This is a genomic window from Rheinheimera texasensis DSM 17496 (assembly GCF_000711985.1).
Classification (GTDB): Bacteria; Pseudomonadota; Gammaproteobacteria; order Enterobacterales; family Alteromonadaceae; genus Pararheinheimera; species Pararheinheimera texasensis.
The window spans coordinates 455071-472860 of sequence record NZ_KL544005.1 but is presented as its reverse complement, the minus strand read 5'-3'; the positions used below and the strand labels follow the sequence as shown (position 1 = coordinate 472860).

16 protein-coding genes are annotated in these 17790 nt (G+C 53.0%); 5 read left to right on the top strand and 11 right to left on the bottom strand.

All coding sequences use genetic code 11. From position 1 onward, the window contains the following. Positions 1–79: 79 nt before the first annotated feature. Positions 80–2530 carry a TonB-dependent receptor gene (locus tag Q399_RS0112710; protein WP_031569000.1) on the top strand — a complete coding sequence of 817 codons (2451 nt, stop codon included), beginning with the start codon at positions 80–82 and terminating at the stop codon, positions 2528–2530. Between the two features lie 55 nt (positions 2531–2585). Beyond that, positions 2586–3194, top strand: coding sequence for a hypothetical protein (locus Q399_RS0112705; protein ID WP_157836291.1), 609 nt, complete (start codon positions 2586–2588; stop codon positions 3192–3194). On the opposite strand, the gene Q399_RS21145 is transcribed toward Q399_RS0112705, so the two are convergent. After that, positions 3149–4261, bottom strand: coding sequence for a GGDEF domain-containing protein (locus Q399_RS21145; RefSeq protein WP_037046114.1), 1113 nt, complete (start codon positions 4259–4261; stop codon positions 3149–3151). The genes Q399_RS0112705 and Q399_RS21145 overlap by 46 nt on opposite strands. A 151-nt stretch (positions 4262–4412) precedes the next feature. Between Q399_RS21145 and Q399_RS0112695 the strand changes: the two genes are divergently transcribed. Further along, positions 4413–4811, top strand: coding sequence for a rhodanese-like domain-containing protein (locus tag Q399_RS0112695; RefSeq protein WP_245612883.1), 399 nt, complete (start codon positions 4413–4415; stop codon positions 4809–4811). 58 nt (positions 4812–4869) lie between these two features. On the opposite strand, the gene Q399_RS0112690 is transcribed toward Q399_RS0112695, so the two are convergent. The 3 genes from Q399_RS0112690 to Q399_RS0112680 form a co-directional block, all read right to left on the bottom strand. After that, the gene (locus tag Q399_RS0112690) at positions 4870–6144 is read right to left on the bottom strand and encodes an NAD(P)/FAD-dependent oxidoreductase (protein ID WP_031568991.1); all 1275 of its coding nucleotides are present in this window, start codon (positions 6142–6144) and stop codon (positions 4870–4872) included. 225 nt (positions 6145–6369) lie between these two features. Next, a complete protein-coding gene (locus tag Q399_RS0112685; RefSeq protein WP_031568987.1) occupies positions 6370–6819 on the bottom strand; it encodes an OsmC family protein in 450 nt (149 codons plus the stop codon). Between the two features lie 167 nt (positions 6820–6986). Further along, positions 6987–7256, bottom strand: coding sequence for a DUF3081 family protein (locus Q399_RS0112680; protein ID WP_031568985.1), 270 nt, complete (start codon positions 7254–7256; stop codon positions 6987–6989). A gap of 297 nt (positions 7257–7553) precedes the next feature. Between Q399_RS0112680 and Q399_RS0112675 the strand changes: the two genes are divergently transcribed. Further along, positions 7554–9179: a methyl-accepting chemotaxis protein gene (locus Q399_RS0112675; protein ID WP_031568982.1), complete on the top strand. Its 1626-nt coding sequence runs from the start codon at positions 7554–7556 to the stop codon at positions 9177–9179. 314 nt (positions 9180–9493) lie between these two features. Further along, positions 9494–10789 carry a methyl-accepting chemotaxis protein gene (locus Q399_RS22470; protein ID WP_031568980.1) on the top strand — a complete coding sequence of 432 codons (1296 nt, stop codon included), beginning with the start codon at positions 9494–9496 and terminating at the stop codon, positions 10787–10789. 22 nt (positions 10790–10811) lie between these two features. On the opposite strand, the gene Q399_RS0112665 is transcribed toward Q399_RS22470, so the two are convergent. The 7 genes from Q399_RS0112665 to Q399_RS22350 form a co-directional block, all read right to left on the bottom strand. After that, positions 10812–11174: a hypothetical protein gene (locus Q399_RS0112665; protein WP_157836290.1), complete on the bottom strand. Its 363-nt coding sequence runs from the start codon at positions 11172–11174 to the stop codon at positions 10812–10814. A 74-nt stretch (positions 11175–11248) separates the two neighbouring features. Next, entirely contained in the window at positions 11249–11503 is a 255-nt protein-coding gene (locus Q399_RS0112660) for a TIGR03643 family protein (protein ID WP_031568976.1), read from the bottom strand. Between the two features lie 242 nt (positions 11504–11745). Then, positions 11746–12651: a pirin family protein gene (locus Q399_RS0112655; protein ID WP_031568973.1), complete on the bottom strand. Its 906-nt coding sequence runs from the start codon at positions 12649–12651 to the stop codon at positions 11746–11748. 10 nt (positions 12652–12661) lie between these two features. Continuing rightward, on the bottom strand, positions 12662–13909 hold the full coding sequence (locus Q399_RS0112650) for a low temperature requirement protein A (protein ID WP_051685959.1): 1248 nt from the start codon (positions 13907–13909) through the stop codon (positions 12662–12664). A gap of 51 nt (positions 13910–13960) precedes the next feature. Then, positions 13961–14698, bottom strand: coding sequence for a sulfite exporter TauE/SafE family protein (locus Q399_RS0112645; RefSeq protein WP_031568968.1), 738 nt, complete (start codon positions 14696–14698; stop codon positions 13961–13963). Positions 14699–14827: 129 nt separating this feature from the next. Then, on the bottom strand, positions 14828–15346 hold the full coding sequence (locus Q399_RS0112640) for a DUF6702 family protein (RefSeq protein WP_307691275.1): 519 nt from the start codon (positions 15344–15346) through the stop codon (positions 14828–14830). Further along, positions 15346–17775 (bottom strand): M1 family metallopeptidase, encoded by a 2430-nt coding sequence (locus Q399_RS22350; protein WP_031568966.1) that lies wholly within the window; start codon positions 17773–17775, stop codon positions 15346–15348. Before Q399_RS22350 ends, Q399_RS0112640 begins: the two co-directional genes overlap by 1 nt. Between the last annotated feature and the right edge of the window lie 15 nt (positions 17776–17790).

Here is a 17790-nt window from a genome sequence, read left to right as displayed (position 1 = left end):
GTGGGCATCAGTCCGGTATCTCGAAAAAAATCTATAACAAGGGGCTCGAGCCCCAACACACCACACGACAGGGGAAGATATGCAACAACAGGGCAAAGTGCGGATGTCGCGCATTGGTCTGGCCGTTTGTTTGGCGATGGCCAGTCAGACCGCTCAGGCACAACAAAATAACACCAAAGCAGAAGCAGAAGGGCTGGAAATCATTCAGGTCACAGCGCAAAAGCGCAGTGAAAATATGCAGCAGGTACCGATCGCTATCACCGCTTTCAGTCGCGACAATATCGATAAAATGGGCCTGGTCAATGTCAATGACTTAGGCCGCATCACACCGGGCCTGGAGACCAATAACGCCACGGCAACGCAAACTTCTTTTAATATCCGCGGAATTTCTACTAACGACTTTGGTATTGGCCTCGATGCCGCCGTCGCTGTGTATATCGACGGCGTCTATGTCGGCCGGCGCGGCACCTCCAATATGAACTTCACTGACGTCGAGCGGGTAGAAGTGTTAAAAGGCCCACAAGGCACGCTGTTTGGTCGTAACTCGGCGGCCGGTGCAATTCATATCATCACCAAAGCGGCCAGTGCCGATGCTGAAGGTCAGTTCCGTGCCACGCTCGGCAGCCATGGCAAACAAAAAATGGAATTCTCCGGGACCGCCGCGCTGACTGATAACGTCAATGGCCGCATCGGTATTAACCGCAACAAACGCGACGGTTATCTTGATGTCAAAGACAGCAAAGACAAATACGGCAACCAAAATGACTGGTCGGCGCGTGGCTCGCTGGAGACCACGTTGAAGAACGGCGCCAGCCTGGTGGCGCGTGCTGATGTTTCGAATATCGACCAGCAGGGCCGGCCGGCCGTGACGCTGAATACAGCTTACGGCAGCGGCGACCCCTTTGGCCCGATTGAATATGATTTTGAAGGCCATGAAACCCGTGAAGCAGGTGGGCTTTCTGTTGAGTATCAACAGGATTGGTCCGGCATGCAGTTCACCTCGCTGACCGCGTACCGTCAGTTTGACCGTGGCAATGCGATGGAAGATGACGGCTCGGCTTTTGCCCGCGCTTTTTTTGCCAGCAATCTGATTGAAGATCAAAAGCAGCTCAGCCAGGAATTCCGTTTAAGCCAAAATGGTGACGATTTTAAATGGACCTTAGGGGCCAACTGGTTTCGCGAAAATATCGAACAAATCACCCAGGCAACTTTTAATACGCTGACGTTTGACGCGCTGGCGGTGGTGCAAATGGGCGCAGATCCGCGTTCAGTACCAATGTTGCCGCTCGGCACCGGTGTCGCTGGTGCTTATATGACGATGGGCACAGCAGCGGCGCGGCAGGCGGTGGCGGCCGAAATTGGCCGGCTGATGATGCAGGGCATGAGCTTTGCGCAGGCGCAGGCCAGCGTCGGCAATGCGCTGGTCAATGCCAACCTGACTAAGGTGATGGGCCAGCATATGGAGCAGTTCGATAACGAAGGCACCACCACCAGCACGGCGATTTATTTTGATGGCACCTATGCGCTGACCGACAAGCTGGACCTGACGCTGGGTGGTCGTTATACCTTTGATAAAAAAGATTTTTATTTAAGCAGTGTGCCGCGCAATTTCTTTAACATGCCTTTTGGCAATGTCGGACAAGTACCGCTCGCCGTCGCTTTTATTCCGCAATCGGCTGATCAAAACGCCGACTGGTCGAAATTCACGCCGCGGGCGGTGCTGGATTACCAGTGGACGCCTGAACTGATGACCTACATCTCTTATGCCGAAGGTTTTAAAGCCGGTGGTTTTAATACCTTAGGTGAAGCGGCGCCGGTCAAAGAAGAAACGGTAAAAAACACTGAAATTGGCGTCAAATCAACCTGGCTCGACAACAGAGTGCGGCTGAATCTGTCGGCTTATCAATATGACTATACCAACCTGCAACAGCTGGAGCTGGTGGGCCCGCCGGGCGGTGTGCCGACTTACAACCTGCGCAATGTCGACGCCGAAGGTAAAGGTGTGGAGCTGGAGCTGATTGCGTTGGTCACTGACGATTTACGCCTGACCGCCAATTACGGCCACCTCAACACTGAATATACTCAGTGGCAATATTTCAGTTGGGAAAACAGCGGCAGTAAAGTCGGTCAGCCCATTTCCGGTATGCCGGAAGATCAGGCCAGTTTGCTGCTGGATTATTATTTTGCCGGCCTCAATGGCCAGTTTAACTGGAATCTGACTTACAGCTATACCGGCGACCGTACTGAAGGCGTCGACGGGCCGAAACTGGCGGTGTTGCCGTTTGAGCAAGGCAGCGTCAAAGGGCTGAATAATGATGCGCTGAATTCCATCAAAGGCTTTGGTCTGGTCAATACCCGGCTCAGCTGGCAAAGCGACAATCATCCGTTTAGCCTGGCGTTTTTTATCAATAACGCGCTGGATGAGCAATACATCATCCAGACCGGTGGTCAGGCGATGGCCGTGGGCTCGCCGATTGCGACACCGGGCCTACCACGGATGTACGGCATTGAGTTTGGCCTGACGTTCTAAGAAGTGATGCAAGGCCCTGCGGGGCCTTGTTTTTTTCTGACTGATTTGGAGCAGCATGATGTGGCTGGCGGTGGCAGGAGAGGTGTGTCTGGTGATAGCGCTCGGTCTGGGTGCATGGCGCTGTGGGCGGCTGCGTTCTGAAGCCCGGACGCCAATCTGGTCATTGCTACTTACCGGGGCTTTGGCTTTTATTGCTATCAACGCGGCGGTTGGTGCGCTGCGTTATGCCGGTGTTACTGAAGTGATCCCAGTGCACATGCAGCTGACGGCGGTTTCAGTCAGCTGGATGATGCCGCTGTATCTCGCTGCGGCGTTGCGGGTGTGGGGCAAGTTGCCCGGCAGTGTTTGGGGATTGTGGCTGGTGCTGGCACTATTGCCGGCGTTGTCAGCGATTTCAGCCGCGCTGCCCGGCCAGCCGCCTGCTGTGCCCGGATTGTTGCGCGATGCTTTGTTGGTCCTGGCGCTGCTGCGGCTGATCCAACAAGCACCGGCGCGGCTGAGTCTGACGTTGGCGTTAGCGCTGTTACTGGCGGTGCCACTGAGTAACTTACTGCCCCTTCCCGCAGACGCAGCGCTGGGATTGTTTCATTTGCTGCTGGCCGGGCATTTTTACGCTTTTTATCGCGCAGTGCCGGTATTTTCTGCGCCCAGACTCGTGTCGTAAAAAGCCCAATGATTACGGCCAAAGTGCTTGGCCTGATACATGGCGCTGTCCGCTTTCTGGCACAGCGCTTCAAAATCAGTGCCGTCGCGTGGTGCTATGGCTATGCCGATAGAGCAGGTCGCACTGACAGTTGTATTGCCAAAATCGACCGGTGTAGCTACGGCTGCCAGCAGTTTTTCCGCCAGTTGCTGCACTTCGGCTTGTTGGTGAAAACCTTCTGCCAACACCAGAAATTCATCGCCGCTGATGCGGCAGACTAAATCTGTCCCACGCAGATGGCTACGCAACTGACTGGCGACACTTTGCAGCAGCTTGTCGCCGGCATGGTGACCGAGATTGTCGTTGACCTGTTTAAAATTATCCAAATCAATAAACATCAGCGCTACCCACTGATCTGGCGGCCGGCAGCATTGCATAGCCTGCTCCCAGCGTTCGCGGGCCAGGATCCGGTTGGGCAATTGCGTCAGTGAATCATGATTAATCAGCTGGCGGATCTGTAGCTGTGACTGATGCACTCTGTGATTTTCTGTGCGCAGCGCCTGCACCAGCCTGGTTAAATCGCCGATCATCAGCCAGACACTGCTGGCTAATAACCCCAGAATAATCGCCAGTAACAAACCGGAGTGGATACTGCTGCGCATCGGCAGATGCTGCACCAGGCCTATATCATTGCTAAGCCCAAGCAAAAGGATATTCAGCACCATAAAAGCGGTCAGCCATAAAAAGGTGCGGCGTAACCCCATCAGCGCGGCAAATACGAGAATACAGGGATAACCCAACAGTGCTTCATCAGACAGGCCGCTGAACACCCACAATAAAGCCGTAACCAGTAACGTCAGCGCAATCAACAGCCAGCGCGTTGCCACTTTGAGTCGCTCGCGTTGTGCCAGAAACCAGACCGGACTGAGTAATAATGCAGTGAAGAGCAAGGTGGCGGATAGTTCCCAGGCGAGCACAGCACCGGCATAAAGCCGGTGTACCACCTCAATCAGTAACACCGCTTCGGTCAGCCAAAAAACCTGCAGCAGACGGCGCTTGCGCTGTTGTTCAAATTCTTCAATGGTCATAGCATGATTCTGACGAACTGGATCTTGTCAGCTTAGCTGATGATTTAGTGTCTGCGCGGGCTAAAGCGCTGCACTGTGAAGCCTCAATGTTTAAATTCATATTTTTCTAATGTAATATCACGAACTCTGCATCTCACCACAGGGGACAACTATGCTGAAGTCAGCGCAACAACTGGTCGCAGAAGCGCGCAGCCAGATTAGGGAAGTGTCGGTCCAGCAGCTGCAGGCTGTATTGGCAGATCATCACAGTATCCTGATTGATGTGCGTGAGCCGGATGAATTCCAGCAAGGCCGGGTCGACCGTGCCGTCAATTACCCGCGTGGGGTACTGGAAATGAAAATTCACCAGCATCCTGCGGTGGCGGCTCATTGTGAGCCACAGCAGGCGCTGGCCGAGCTGGCCAGCCGGCCGGTTTATCTGATGTGCCGCTCGGGTGCCCGTTCTGCCCTGGCTGCGCTCAGTCTGCAGCAGATGGGCTTTTCGCAGGTATTCTCTGTGGCTGGTGGCTTCCAGGCCTGGCTGGATGCTGGGTTGCCGGTTGACGCCTGAAATCCATTGAACAGCAATAAGCCCGCAGTAGCGGGCTTATTGCTGTCAGCAGGCAGGATTATTCTTTGGTGCGGTGAATGCCAACAGCGCCTAACACGTACTTTTCATAAATCGGCTCGCTGGTGCCGTGTTTGACCTTGTACATAAAGTACTTCTCAAACGCGACCTTGGCGACATGCACCCATTTACCCATCGAAGTCCAGTTGACGTTACGCGGCGGATTTTGCGGCAAGGCAACAAAAGCAGCGCCTTTATCGCCCATATCGGCCAGACAAATCGCATTAAGCGTTGGCCGGGTTTTCATCGCTTCACCTTTTTCAAGGCTCAGAATATTTTCGACGATGGCGGTGGTCATCGACTCAATCATAAAGCCGGTTTTTGGCACGCCGACCGGCACCGGTGTTTGCTCCAGTGGTGGCAACGCTACACAGACGCCAGCTGCAAAAATTGCCGGATGCTGCGGGCTTTGCTGGAATTCATTGGTGATGACAAAACCTTTTGGATTACAGAGATCCGGCACCGCCGCAATGGCTTCTGAGCCTTTGAAGGAGGGTAAAAACATCGCTAAATGGAAAGGCAGGTCGTGGCTAAAATCAACTTCGCCTTTGCGGTTCAGTTCCTCCACATGCGCTATGCCATCTTCAAAGGCTTTGACGCGGGCATTACAGACCCATTTGATACCGCGGTCGCGGAACTCATGTTCCATCAACGCTTTGGAATCACCGACGCCACCTAAGCCCATGTGGCCGATGTAGGGCTCGGAAGTAACAAAAGTGATAGGAATACGGTCGCGGATTTTTTGCTTGCGCAGCAAGCTCTCCAGCGTCAGCACATATTCATAAGCCGGGCCAAAACAACTGGCTCCCTGCAAAGCTCCCACCAGCACTGGCCCCGGGTTTTTCAACAGTTGCTGATAGGTCTCAAAGGCTTTGACGGCATGGTTGACAGTACAAATCGACTGGGTAAAACCATGCTCAGGGCCGGCGCCCGGTACGGTTTCAAACGCCAGACGCGGCCCGGTACACAGCACCAGATAGTCGTAGTTAAATTGTTGGCCGTCGCCGGTGGTCAGTTGTTGTGTGGCGCTGTCGATATGACTGACACCAGTGCCGTTAAACGGAATTTTGTATTTCTGCACATAAGGCGTCAGATCGAGGATCACCTGATCGCGGGTACGCTCGCCCAGCGCAACCCAGGGATTAGACGGAATAAAATGGAACTCGTTACTTTCGCCAATCAGCATCACTTCATGATCTTTCGGCAGTTTTTCACGCAGTTCATACACCACAGACATGCCGCCTAAACCGGCTCCGACAACCACAGTTCTTTTCATACAACCCCCGCTGGATAGTTGAGCACGGGCCACTGCGATCGTGCTGTGACACTGACTCATTTTAATTAGAATTATCTAATGTAAAATCAGCATAGCGCGCAGTGATTGATAATTCAACATAAGTAATATGGTTATTCTAAAAGAGAATATAAAGAAATATTTACAGCCGGTTTGCTATATAGCAGCAAAGCCGGTGCCGAAGAAAGTACGAAGACTAAACCAAGCTCAGCCCTGATGCAGCAGCTTGCCCGCACTGTCCCGCACCTGCACGGTGACCTCAATGCCCTGACGCACACTTTGGGTCACCACACAAAAATTCTCGAATTGGCTTAAAGCCCGCTCCAGATGTGGAATTGCGGCGGCATCTGCGCCAAGCTGCAGTGCGACCTGAAGTTTACCGATGCGCCAGCGGCCGTCCTGCCGCTCCAGTTCGCCCTGTACTTCAGCACTGACCTCACCGGGATCTTCTTTAAATTTACGCACAGCAAATAACAAACTGGCAGCCAGGCAATTGGCCACTGCGGCGGCCAGCAAACGCGACGGATTCGGCCCTTCGCCATCACCGAGCGGTGGTGGTTCGTCACTGAGTAACTGGCCGGCGTCACCAAAGTCGACTTCGAATTTATAGCCGTTTAACAATCTGAGTTGGACACTGAATTGGGCGGACTCGGCCATTTGATTTCTTCCTGTTTTAGGGAACACTCGCGTTTTAGTGTAGCTTGATGCACCAATGTGCCAGGCTGTGTTTGCTGGTTTATTGCGCTGGCGCAAAGTTAACAATGATATTGAAACACGGCTCGTGCTAAAGACTTTAAGAGCGGATAACACCTGCTCGCAGCTTTTCAGTCACGGTTATCGATCTGTTTCAGCCGCAGGATAAAGGCGTCAATCTGTGCTTCATTCACCGCATCGATATGATACTTCTGATGAAACCCCAGGGTGAGGCTGACTCCCTCGGCAAAAAAGTACAAATCGTAACCGTCAAAACCAGTTGCGATCTGCATGCCGGCATACTCAAAGCCATTGCCGACCGTCGTAGTGACCGGCTGACCTTTTTGTTCAATTTTGCTGAAGACTTTCATTAACAGTTTGGCATCTATCAAATTTTGCATGCGACGTTCCGGTGGTTGGCTCATTCTGCTGACAGTTTACGTCTACACTGTCCGATCAGATGTGAGAGTTACTTCATTCGTAGCAACAGCATACCAGCGCGGGCATCGGTGATATCTCTAAAGCAAGAGTAAATAAATCTTGCCAAAAAATAGTAGAGGTCACCTTCTTAAACGATTAAAAATCGTCTCAAGTGTTGCAAATGTCTCATTTGTCCTTTATTGTTGCTGCAAGTTTGAGCAAGTGTGGTTCTGCTCAAGCAAAAATTACTAAGTCCCCCCCCAGGCGAGGTAGATGTGATGCAGTTACAAAATATCCGGATTGCCGCGCGATTGACCGCCGGTTTTGCGTTTCTTGGCCTCCTGATGCTGTTACAGGGTGTTTTTGCGCTTTACAGCATGAGTTCGATGCACAAAATCACTGAACAAATTGACAAAAATACCATTCCGAGCCTGGAGCATCTGGCCGAACTGAATCTGAATGTGATGCGGATGCGGGTGTTCACTTTGCGTTTACTCATCGCCCGCAATGACATCGAAATACAGGCAGCCAAGCAAAGCATTGGTGACATCCATCAGCAAATCGGTGAGATCCGGCAGCATTACGAGCCGCTGATTTCTGTCAGCGGGGAACAGGAAAGTTATGACGAGTTCAGTGCGACGTACCTCCGGTATGTTCAGCTGAAAAATGATTTAACCTCACTGGTCGAAGCAAAAAATCACAGCGCGGCGACTGAACTGGCCAACACCAGCCTTGCTGAGACTGCCAACCAGATGGCGAAAGCGCTATTACAACTGAACGAGCTCAATTCGCGTTACGCATCTGAGCAAGCCAATCAGTCAGAACAGAGTTACAAGCAAAGCTGGAACTATGTGATCGGCATGGTGATTCTCAGTTTGCTTGTGGCTATTGCCGCGTCAGTTCTGCTCAGCCGCAGCATTGTGATCCCGGTTCGGCGCGCCCTGCGTTTGGCTCAAAAAGTCGCGGGCGGCGATCTGACGCAATCTATTGAAGTCAGTGGTAAAGATGAAATGGCTGAACTGGCGGATTCGATGCGGACGATGCAACAAAACCTGCGTGACACAATCCGCCATATCGCTACCTCGTCGCAAACGCTGGCGTCAGCGTCGGAAGAACTGAATATGGTCACCGATAGTGCGGCGGCTGGCGTCAGTCAGCAAAATGATGAAATCCAGCAGGCTGCAGCTGCCATCACCCAAATGAGTGCTGCGGTCGAAGAGGTGGCGCACACGGCGCTTGCCACTTCTGAGGCTTCGATGCAGTCGGCGCAAAATACTCAGCTGGGCAAACACCAGGTTGAGCAAACGCTAACGGCTATCCATGACATTAACAAAGATATGGCAGTAAGTGCTGGACTGGTCGGTGAGCTGGCCGAGCAATCGCAACATATTGGTAAAGTGCTGGACGTGATCCGTGCTATCGCTGAACAAACCAATTTACTGGCATTAAATGCAGCGATTGAAGCGGCGCGCGCCGGCGATGCCGGCCGCGGTTTTGCCGTAGTCGCTGACGAAGTGCGGGCGCTGGCTCATCGCACCCAAAGTTCCACCAAGGAAATAGAAACTATGGTGCACAGTATCCGTGGTGGCACTCAGGCTGCTGTTAATTCGATGCAGCACAGCCGTGACAAGGCAGAGCAGGCTCTGGAGCAGGCGCACAAGGCCGGCGAGGCACTGGATATGATTGCGCAACAAATCAACCGTATCAGCGACAGTAATCACATTATTGCCAGCGCTGCTGAACAACAATCAAAAGTTGCCCGAGAAGTAGACCGGAACATTATCAATATCAGCGATCTAGCGACTCAGACTTCAGCGGGTGCACACCAAACCAGCGCAGCGGCACATGATTTATCCCGGCTTGCTATCGACCTGAATACGTTAGTGGTTCGTTTTATCGTGTAATCAAATACCAAACAAAGCGGTACCCCCAATTCAGCCGCTTTGGGTAACTGGGTCACTGGAGACATCACCGACCGGAGGCTGGGGGGCTGAAGGAAGACGATGTTGTCGTGAGCGGGGCTCCGGGACGGAGCCCCTTTTTTTCCGGAGTGTTGCGAAGGTGCGCAGTGCTTTGGTCAGACGGAGTGAGGTTGCAACAATAGACACAACCAGGCTTAAGGGCAGGTACAAAGTATCTTACGCTAGCCAAGCAGCCCCAGGCTCTCTCTTGTCATGCCAGCCCAAGCGCTGGTCCCCCAACTCAAGGCAGGTGCAGTATGTTCGGACAGATATTTCAACGTCAAAAGACGGCCGCAGTGGCCCCAGGCAATAGTTTAGAGCAACTGTTTTATCAGGCCGTGCAACATCAGGAACCGATGATAGTCTTTACGCCACAAGGCGAGATTGTCGATGCCAATCCGCTGTTTTTATCCACCGTCGGCTACACCAAATCTGATCTGATGGGCCAGCATCACCAGATATTTTGTGCGCCTGATTACGCCCGCAGCAGTGATTATCAGCGTTTTTGGCAGGCCTTAGCGCGCGGTGAAGCGCAGGCAGGAACTTTTAGCCGTTATAAAAAGACCGGCGAACAGATCCAGCTTGAAGCCAATTATTTTCCGGTAACTGAACAAAATGAGGTGCGCTGGATTGTTAAATTTGCTGCCGATGTAACGGTCAAAATGACGCAGCTCGCCAGTCAACAAGCCATTATCAGTGCGCTGGACAAATCTTTGGCCGTGATCGAGTTTGAGCCCAACGGCAATATAATGCGTGCCAATGAAAATTTCCTGCAGACAGTAGGGTACCGGGAACATGAGATTGTCGGACAAAACCACCGGTTGTTTTGCCCGGCTGATTTTTTTCAGAGTTTCCCGAATTTCTGGACTGAGCTGGCGGCCGGGCAATTTAAAAGTGGCCGGTTTGAACGGGTCAGTAAAGCCGGACAGACCATCTGGTTGGAAGCTACTTACAATCCAATATTTGATGAGCAGGGGCAAGTAACCAAAGTCATCAAATTTGCCAGTGATATTACCAGTCGGGTAGCGCGCGAAATGGAAGTGGAGCGGGTCGCTGCATTAGCCTTGCAATCCTCATTACAAACTGTCGATGTGGCAGCACAAAGCCGGCAATTGCTCAATGCAGTCCAGCAAAACTCCGGTAGCATTTCTGCCGAAGTCAGCCAGACATTCGGTCAGATAGAGCAGCTGAACGAAGAATCCAAGGCAATTTCTGCGATTGTCACGACGATTAAATCTATTGCTGACCAGACCAATCTGCTGGCGCTTAATGCCGCGATTGAAGCCGCACGCGCCGGTGAGCAGGGCCGTGGTTTTGCAGTCGTTGCTGACGAAGTCCGCAATCTGGCGGCCCGCACCAGCAGTTCGACGGTGGAGATCCAGCGTGTCGTCGAGCGTAATATGACGTTGATGCATCAGGTGCTGGACCGGATGGAAAATGCCAGTACGCTTTCCGGCGCCGGCTTGCAGCTGGTGAATGAGGCGCATCAGGCCCAGGAGCAAATCACGGAAGTCGCAGTAAAAGTCAGTCAGACTATTGCAAACCTGACCTGATGATGCTGTGTGGGGGGATGCGTTATTTCCGCCCCATCCAAAACCAAAATCCGACAAGGACCACAAGCATGGCGCTGCCAAGCGTTTCCAATGTGCTGTTATGCCTGATCCGCTGTTGTGCCTGTTCTGCAGCAGGTTGTTCCTGCGCGGCGCTGACTGGTAATTGTGTGTTTAATTGCACTGCAATCACATTAGGAGCAGGTTGTTCACTTGATTTGTTATGAGCACAGTGTTGCTGTAGTAGTTGTTGCACCTTCAGATCAGGTTGACTGAGCTGGCGCAACGCATCACAGCGTTGCGCTGTCCAGATTTCGGCCGGCGCGGCCTGCAGGCTGGTGGCAGAAAACAACATAGTGGGGAGGAGCAATGCAGCGATGCTACGCATCGGAAATCTCCTATAGACGACAGAACATCTGACAATATTAGCTGATGATGGCCCGGTTCTGCGAGCCCAGGTACTTAGCGCTTATATTGACCCGGGCAATAACCGCGGTTGACTTCCGGCGAACGCAATGCCGCATGTTTGGTCACCCGGCCGCTGGTGCGTGCCCGCCATAAGCGGAAACTGCCGGCATTCAGTTGGCGTCGCATAAATTTAATCAACTGATGTTGATTGAGGCCATACAACTGTTCTATGGCTTCAAAAGGTGTACGGTCTTCCCAGGCCATTTCAATAATGCGGGATGTATCGGCGGGGCTGAAGGTTTGGGGCATCGATAGTTGTGGGTTAGTCAGAGTTGCCGGTTTTACGTGGCAGCGAGCGCCTCAGACCAGTTATGCACAGTCGAAAATGAAGGTTAAGTCGTGATTTTCTGTAAGGTGGCGCGTTGCTGACCGTACCTACCTTTGGAATTCAATTGTAGGTACGTGCAAGCAAAGCTGCTGGTCGTCACACGATGGCGACCACGTGGCGTAAGATTGTTGTCGCGATACAACATGACAAATTCCGGGTGCTATCAAGGCAGCGGAATAAACTCGTCTTCATCACCCGGTACTTTAGGGAAATTCCCTTGTTGCCAGTTGGTTTTGGCCTGTTCGATGCGCTCGCGCCGGCTTGAGACAAAATTCCATTCAATATAACGCCGCGCCATGGCTTCACCGCCAATCAACGCCAACCGGCTGTCGCTGACCGCTTCAATAGTCACGACAGTGTCGGCATCAAGCACCGCCATCTCATATTGATTGAGCTTGGTGTCACGCGCCTTGACTGCGCCGGCGGCAATATATAAAGCACGTTCCGGCGCCTGTGGCAGCACCAGCTGCTGACCGGCTTTGAGACTGGCTTCGATATACAACGTCGGTGCAAATTGCTTCACTGGTGACGTTTTGCCGTAGGCGCTGCCCATAATGACCCGCACCGGCACGCCTTCGACGTCCAGTGCCGGAATGTTTGCCGCTGGATAATGATAAAACGCCGGCTCGGTTTCTTCGTCGGCTTCGGGCAACACCAGCCACAGCTGCAGGCCATGCAGCTGATGGTCGACTGCTGTCACTTCCGGTCTTTCCCGCTCGGAATGCACGATACCGCGACCAGCCACCATCAGATTGATATCGCCGGGCACTATCGGCTGCAGGCTGCCCAGTGAATCGCGGTGCAGAATTTCACCTTCGAACAGGTAAGTGACAGTTGCCAGATTAATATGCGGGTGCGGGCGCACATTGATGCCGGAGCCGGCCGGAAAAAACGCCGGGCCCATATGGTCAAAGAAAATCCAGGGCCCCACCATCTGCTGACCAGCAACTGGCAGCAGGCGGCGCACGGAAAAACCGCCCAGGTCTTTTTCCCGTGGCCGGATGATTTTTAAGATGGCACCACAGCCTGAATCTTCGCTGCAGTCGCCGGTGCAGTCTCCGGCATTCATGGGGTTTAAGTTACTCATACTGTTCTCCAGAGATGGACAAATGTTTTGCCTGACAGCAGGCGTGGCTGCTACGCAGCAACACGGCCAGCAACGTTAAGATCGTGGTGCAAAGCAGGCCTGTGACAGCGCCAAACTCCGATGCCAACAGGCTGATGGGGGGCAGTGCGATAGCAAAACCCAACAGTAAATAACGGCCGGCGCCATCAAACACAAAACGATCTCGCACCAGCCAGAGACCAAACAGGTAGATTGCGACTGGCAGCGCCACGACGGCGGTTGCAGTGATGTCGCTGAGGTGCACCTTGCCGGTCAGCTGGTCGACCTGAACGGCAATTCCGGCGCCAACCGCAGCGCCGGCGGCATAAATCAGCAGATGACCATAACCCCAGGTCAGCGCCATCCGCAGGTTTTGCACCGCTAAATGTTCTTCGCGCGAGAAATACAGCCACCACAAACAAAACAGCAGGATCATGGCAAGCAGTGGCACTAAGGCCAGGGACAGATGCGGCCAGAAACCAGAGGTACTGACGGCGAGCTGTTGCAGTTGGCTGATGGCCACTGAGCCGGCTAACAGCGTTTCGCCAAGTACAATCAGATTCAGCAAGCCATAACGCTCAATCATATGGTGACGATGCCAGGGCGTGATACCGCGGCGCTCGGCCACAGCCGGCACCACCAGTTCCAGCAATGCGCCACCACCAAACAGCAGCAACAACAGTGGCAGTGGCAAAGGCTGCATTAGCAGCAGACCAACCCAATAACTTTGTACCAGCATCAGCCCGACGGCATAAGTCAGCGCGGTTGGCCGGTGCGCCGGATCATGCCGGGCGGCGCGCAACCACAGCAGCACCATGCAGACGCGCATCCAGACAAAACCCAGCACAATCAGCAGTAAATCAGCCTGCTGAAAAAAAGGCCGGATGCCGGCAGCCATGGTCAAAGATCCAACCATCAGTCCCATCGTCAGCAACCGGAATATCGCATCGTCATTGTCATAGGCGGAAGCGAACCAGCTGAAGTTCATCCAGGCCCACCAGATGGCAAAGAATGCCAGCACGAATTTACCGGCACCTTCCAGCGCATGACCGTGTGCAACGGCATGGTGCAATTCGCCGGCAGCGGCGGCAATGGCAATCACTGCGACGAGGTCAAACAATAATTCCAGTGGCGTCGATGCGCGGTGATGTTCATGCACATCGCGTGCGGGCATAGCACGAATGCCCTGACGCCAGTACTGACTCAACCCTTGTTTTAGCATCGCCACTTCCTTGGTCACAACAAATGAATGTAAAAGCCCTAAAGGCCCAGTTTATGACTTGAGCGCACCGGCAGTAATTGCCAGACCACTGGCTAATAACAGCAAATATAACAAACGGATAAACAGCTGCTGCGGCAGGTTACGCTGCACCCAGACGCCGGCCTGAACGGCAATAAAGGCCAGCGGTGTGCAATACAACACCCGGACAATATCGGCCGGGTCAAACTGACCGGTCAGCCAGTAGGCTGGTACTTTTAGCAGGTTCAATACAGCAAAAAATACCGCACTGGTGGCGATATAGCTGACCGGTGGCAGCTGGCGCGCCAGCAAATGCAACGACAGCGGCGGGCCACCGGCGTGTAGCAATGTGGAGCTGACGCCACTGAGAAACCCCAGACTAATGCCGGCTTTGGCACCGGCAAACAGGCTTAAGTCGGCGTTGCCGTAAAAATAGCGCAGCGCAAACAAGGTCGCGCCGATGCCAATAAATAGCTGCAGTTGCTGGATAGTCACCAGTAACAACACAAAGCTGGCGGCGACAATACCGAAAATGGCGGGAAGTAATAAAAACCGCAGGGCAGCAAGGTCCCACTTTTTCCAGCTGCTTTGCAGGGTAAACGCATCGCAGAGAATGAGCACGGGTAATAACAATGCCAGCGCGCGGTCAGCCGGAAATGCCAGCAATAACAACGGCATGGCTAGTAAACCCAGACTACCGGCAAAGCTGGTTTTGGAGATGCCAGACAGCATCACAGCGCCTGCCAGTGTCAGCCATTGCCACAGATCCATTCTCATTACTCCACAGGCCGTCAAAACAGCGCGCCGGTGGTTCCGGCGACATTGGTCAGTATCTTAGGGGGCATGCGGGCACAGAGTACAGCAGAAAAAACTCAGGTTTCGTTTCGATTTTTTCGCAGTTTAGTTTGCTGCAGCTGTTGTCGTTGAGAAATCGAAGCTTTGCTCTGGCGACTGTTTGCTCAGCTTCAGCGTGCGGACCGGACCACGGCCTTCCAGATTCACCACATTGATTTGCGCCGGCCAAATGCTTATCAGGCTGTCGTGTCGCACGCGCAGTGTTTTTAACTCAGCCTTTGGCAGTGCAATTTCCTGGTACACCCAGATGTGCCTGCCATCCAGTTCACTGCCAAGTAGTTGCAGCTGCAGCGGTTCGTCATTCAGCGTCAGCTGAAAATGGCTGGCGACATAAGCTGCAAACTGCGTGCGCGCTGCTTCTTCTTTGTGAATATCTGCCGCTTTACCTTGCAGATGTTTCACGGCGTGCTCGGCGTCATGCAGATAAAAGCGGTGCATCACTTCCAGTTGGCCACTGCGGTCGTTAAACAACAGTTTGGTGATGGCCGTTTTCATCTGGTGCGCCTGCAGCGGCGCACAGAAGCACAACAAAACGCTGAGGACCAGCCACAAAGTCTGACGCATCATGGCTGTTGCCCGTCATTGTCGTCTTTATCTTCAGCGCTTTTCAGCTTGGTTTTGCTGTCTTGCATGATGTCGCGCTGGGCATGACCTTTGCGTTTTTCGCGCTTAAACGATTCGATGCGTGATTCAATGATCTGCCGCGGATACACGTTGTTATCGACGTCCACATCAGCCGTCAGCCATTTTGGATCGATTTCAGCTTTGACCAGCACTTTGTCGCTGACGATAAGCTTGCTGACTGCGTGCGGCGACTGACGCCAAATTTCGGCGGCGATATATTGCTGTTCAGTCGAGCCGTCTTCGTAAGTCAGTTGCAGCAGAATGGGCATCACCAGACCACCCAGATTGCGGAACTGCAGCACATAATAATTTTTGTCTTCTTTCACCGCGCGGTCGAATACGCGGCGCTCCCAGGGTTTGAGGTCTTTCAGGAATTCCTGGTAACTGTTGCGCTCTTTATTGGTCACGGTGAACTGGTCGTTTTTATCGTAAAAGTCCGTGACGTCTTTGTTGTTGTCGACCCAAGGGGTTTTGCCTTCTTTGACATTGAGCTCAGCAAAATAAGACGCTGGTTTTTTGCGATCTTCCTGACGCTCGCGGTCCATATCAATATCTGGGTTTTCAGTATCGAGCCGCAGTTTGTAGACTTTTTCCAGCGCGATATCGACGTGATCAGTGCTGTAGAACCAGCCGCGCCAGAACCAGTCTAGATCGACGCCGCTGGCTTCTTCCATAGTGCGGAAGAAATCGGCTGGCGTCGGGCGTTTAAATTTCCAGCGTGTGGCATATTCGCGAAAGGCAAAATCAAATAATTCGCGGCCCAGAATCACGTCGCGCAAAATACCCAGTGCTACTGCTGGTTTAGTGTAAGCATTAGGCCCGAGGCTGGTTACGCTGTCGGACTGGGTCATGATCGGTTCCTGCTGGTCGCCTTTCATGTAATCCACTACGTCACGCGCTTCCACACCCCAGGGCATTTTGGGGTCCCATTCACGGCCTGCGATCGCATCTAAAAAGCTGTTGATGCCTTCGTCCATCCAGGTCCATTGCCGTTCATCGGAGTTCACCACCATCGGGAAATAGATATGGCCCACTTCATGGATCACCACGCCGACCAGAAACAACTTCTCGGACAATGAATAGGTGCGGCTGCCGTCTTTTTGTAATTCGGTACGCGGGCCGTTAAAGGTGATCATCGGATATTCCATGCCGCCAACAGGGCCGTTCACCGACTGCGCCACCGGGTATTGATAATCAAAGGCAAAACGGGAGTACACCTGCATGGTGTGGATCACGGCTTCGGTTGAGTACTTCTGCCATAATTCACCGCCTTCTTTCGGGTAAAACGACATCGCCATGACAAAAGGTTGTTCATTGCCGCCTTGCTGATAGCCTTTGGCGTCCCAGATAAATTTGCGCGAGGAAGCCCAGGCAAAATCACGCACATTGTCTGCTTTAAAGCGCCAGGTTTTTTGCTCGTTGCTGCCGTCTTTTTCATTTTCCAGCGCTTCGGCCGGTGTGACGATCATCACCGGGCGCTTGGCGGTTTTGGCTTGCTCCAGTCGTTGCCGTTGCGTGGCAGTCAGCACATCGGCCGGGTTTTGCAGCACACCGGTCGAAGACACAATATGGTCCGCAGGGACAGTCAGTGCGACATCGTAATCGCCGAATTCCAGCGTAAATTCGCCCTGACCGAGAAATTCTTTGTTGGTCCAGGCTTCGTAATCTGTGTAAGCCACCAGCCGTGGAAACCACTGCGCCAGCAGAAAAATATCGTTACCGCCTTTGCGCGCATCATCGGGGAAATGTTCGTAGCCGGCGCGTTCATTCACCGCATCTTCTTCGGCGATATTAAACGCGTAATCCAGCGTAAATTCAGTTTGTTGGCCTGGTTTTAACGGCTTTGGCAAATCAATGCGCATTTGGGTGCCGACAATAACGTAGCGCAGCGCTTTGCCGTCACTCTCTAATTTACTGATGCTGTAACCCAGTTCGGTATCGGCCATAAATTGCTGGCGACGCAGCTGGTCGAGACTGATACGGGCCGGTTTACCGTCACGCAGTTCGGCAGCGCCGAAAGTATCGGTCATTTCCGCCATCGAGTCGTTTTTCAGCACGTTCTGGTCCAGCTGCAACCAGAGGTATTTCAGTGTGTACGGCGAGTTGTTGCGATAGGTGACTTGCTGGCTGGCACTGAGGCGGCGTTTGGATTCGTCGAGCCTGGCTTTAATCTGATAATCGACCTGTTGCTGCCAGTATTGCTGGCCCGGCTCACCGGCGGCATTGCGATAGACGTTCGGGGTCGGTAACTCTTCGTCAAGCTGGCGGAACTTGTCGATATAATCGCCTTTGGTTTGTTGCACTGCTGCGATAGCGACAGTGCTGCCGAGCAACAGACTCAGCGAGAGCAAAGTTTTCACACCAGACATAATAGCCTTGAGTAG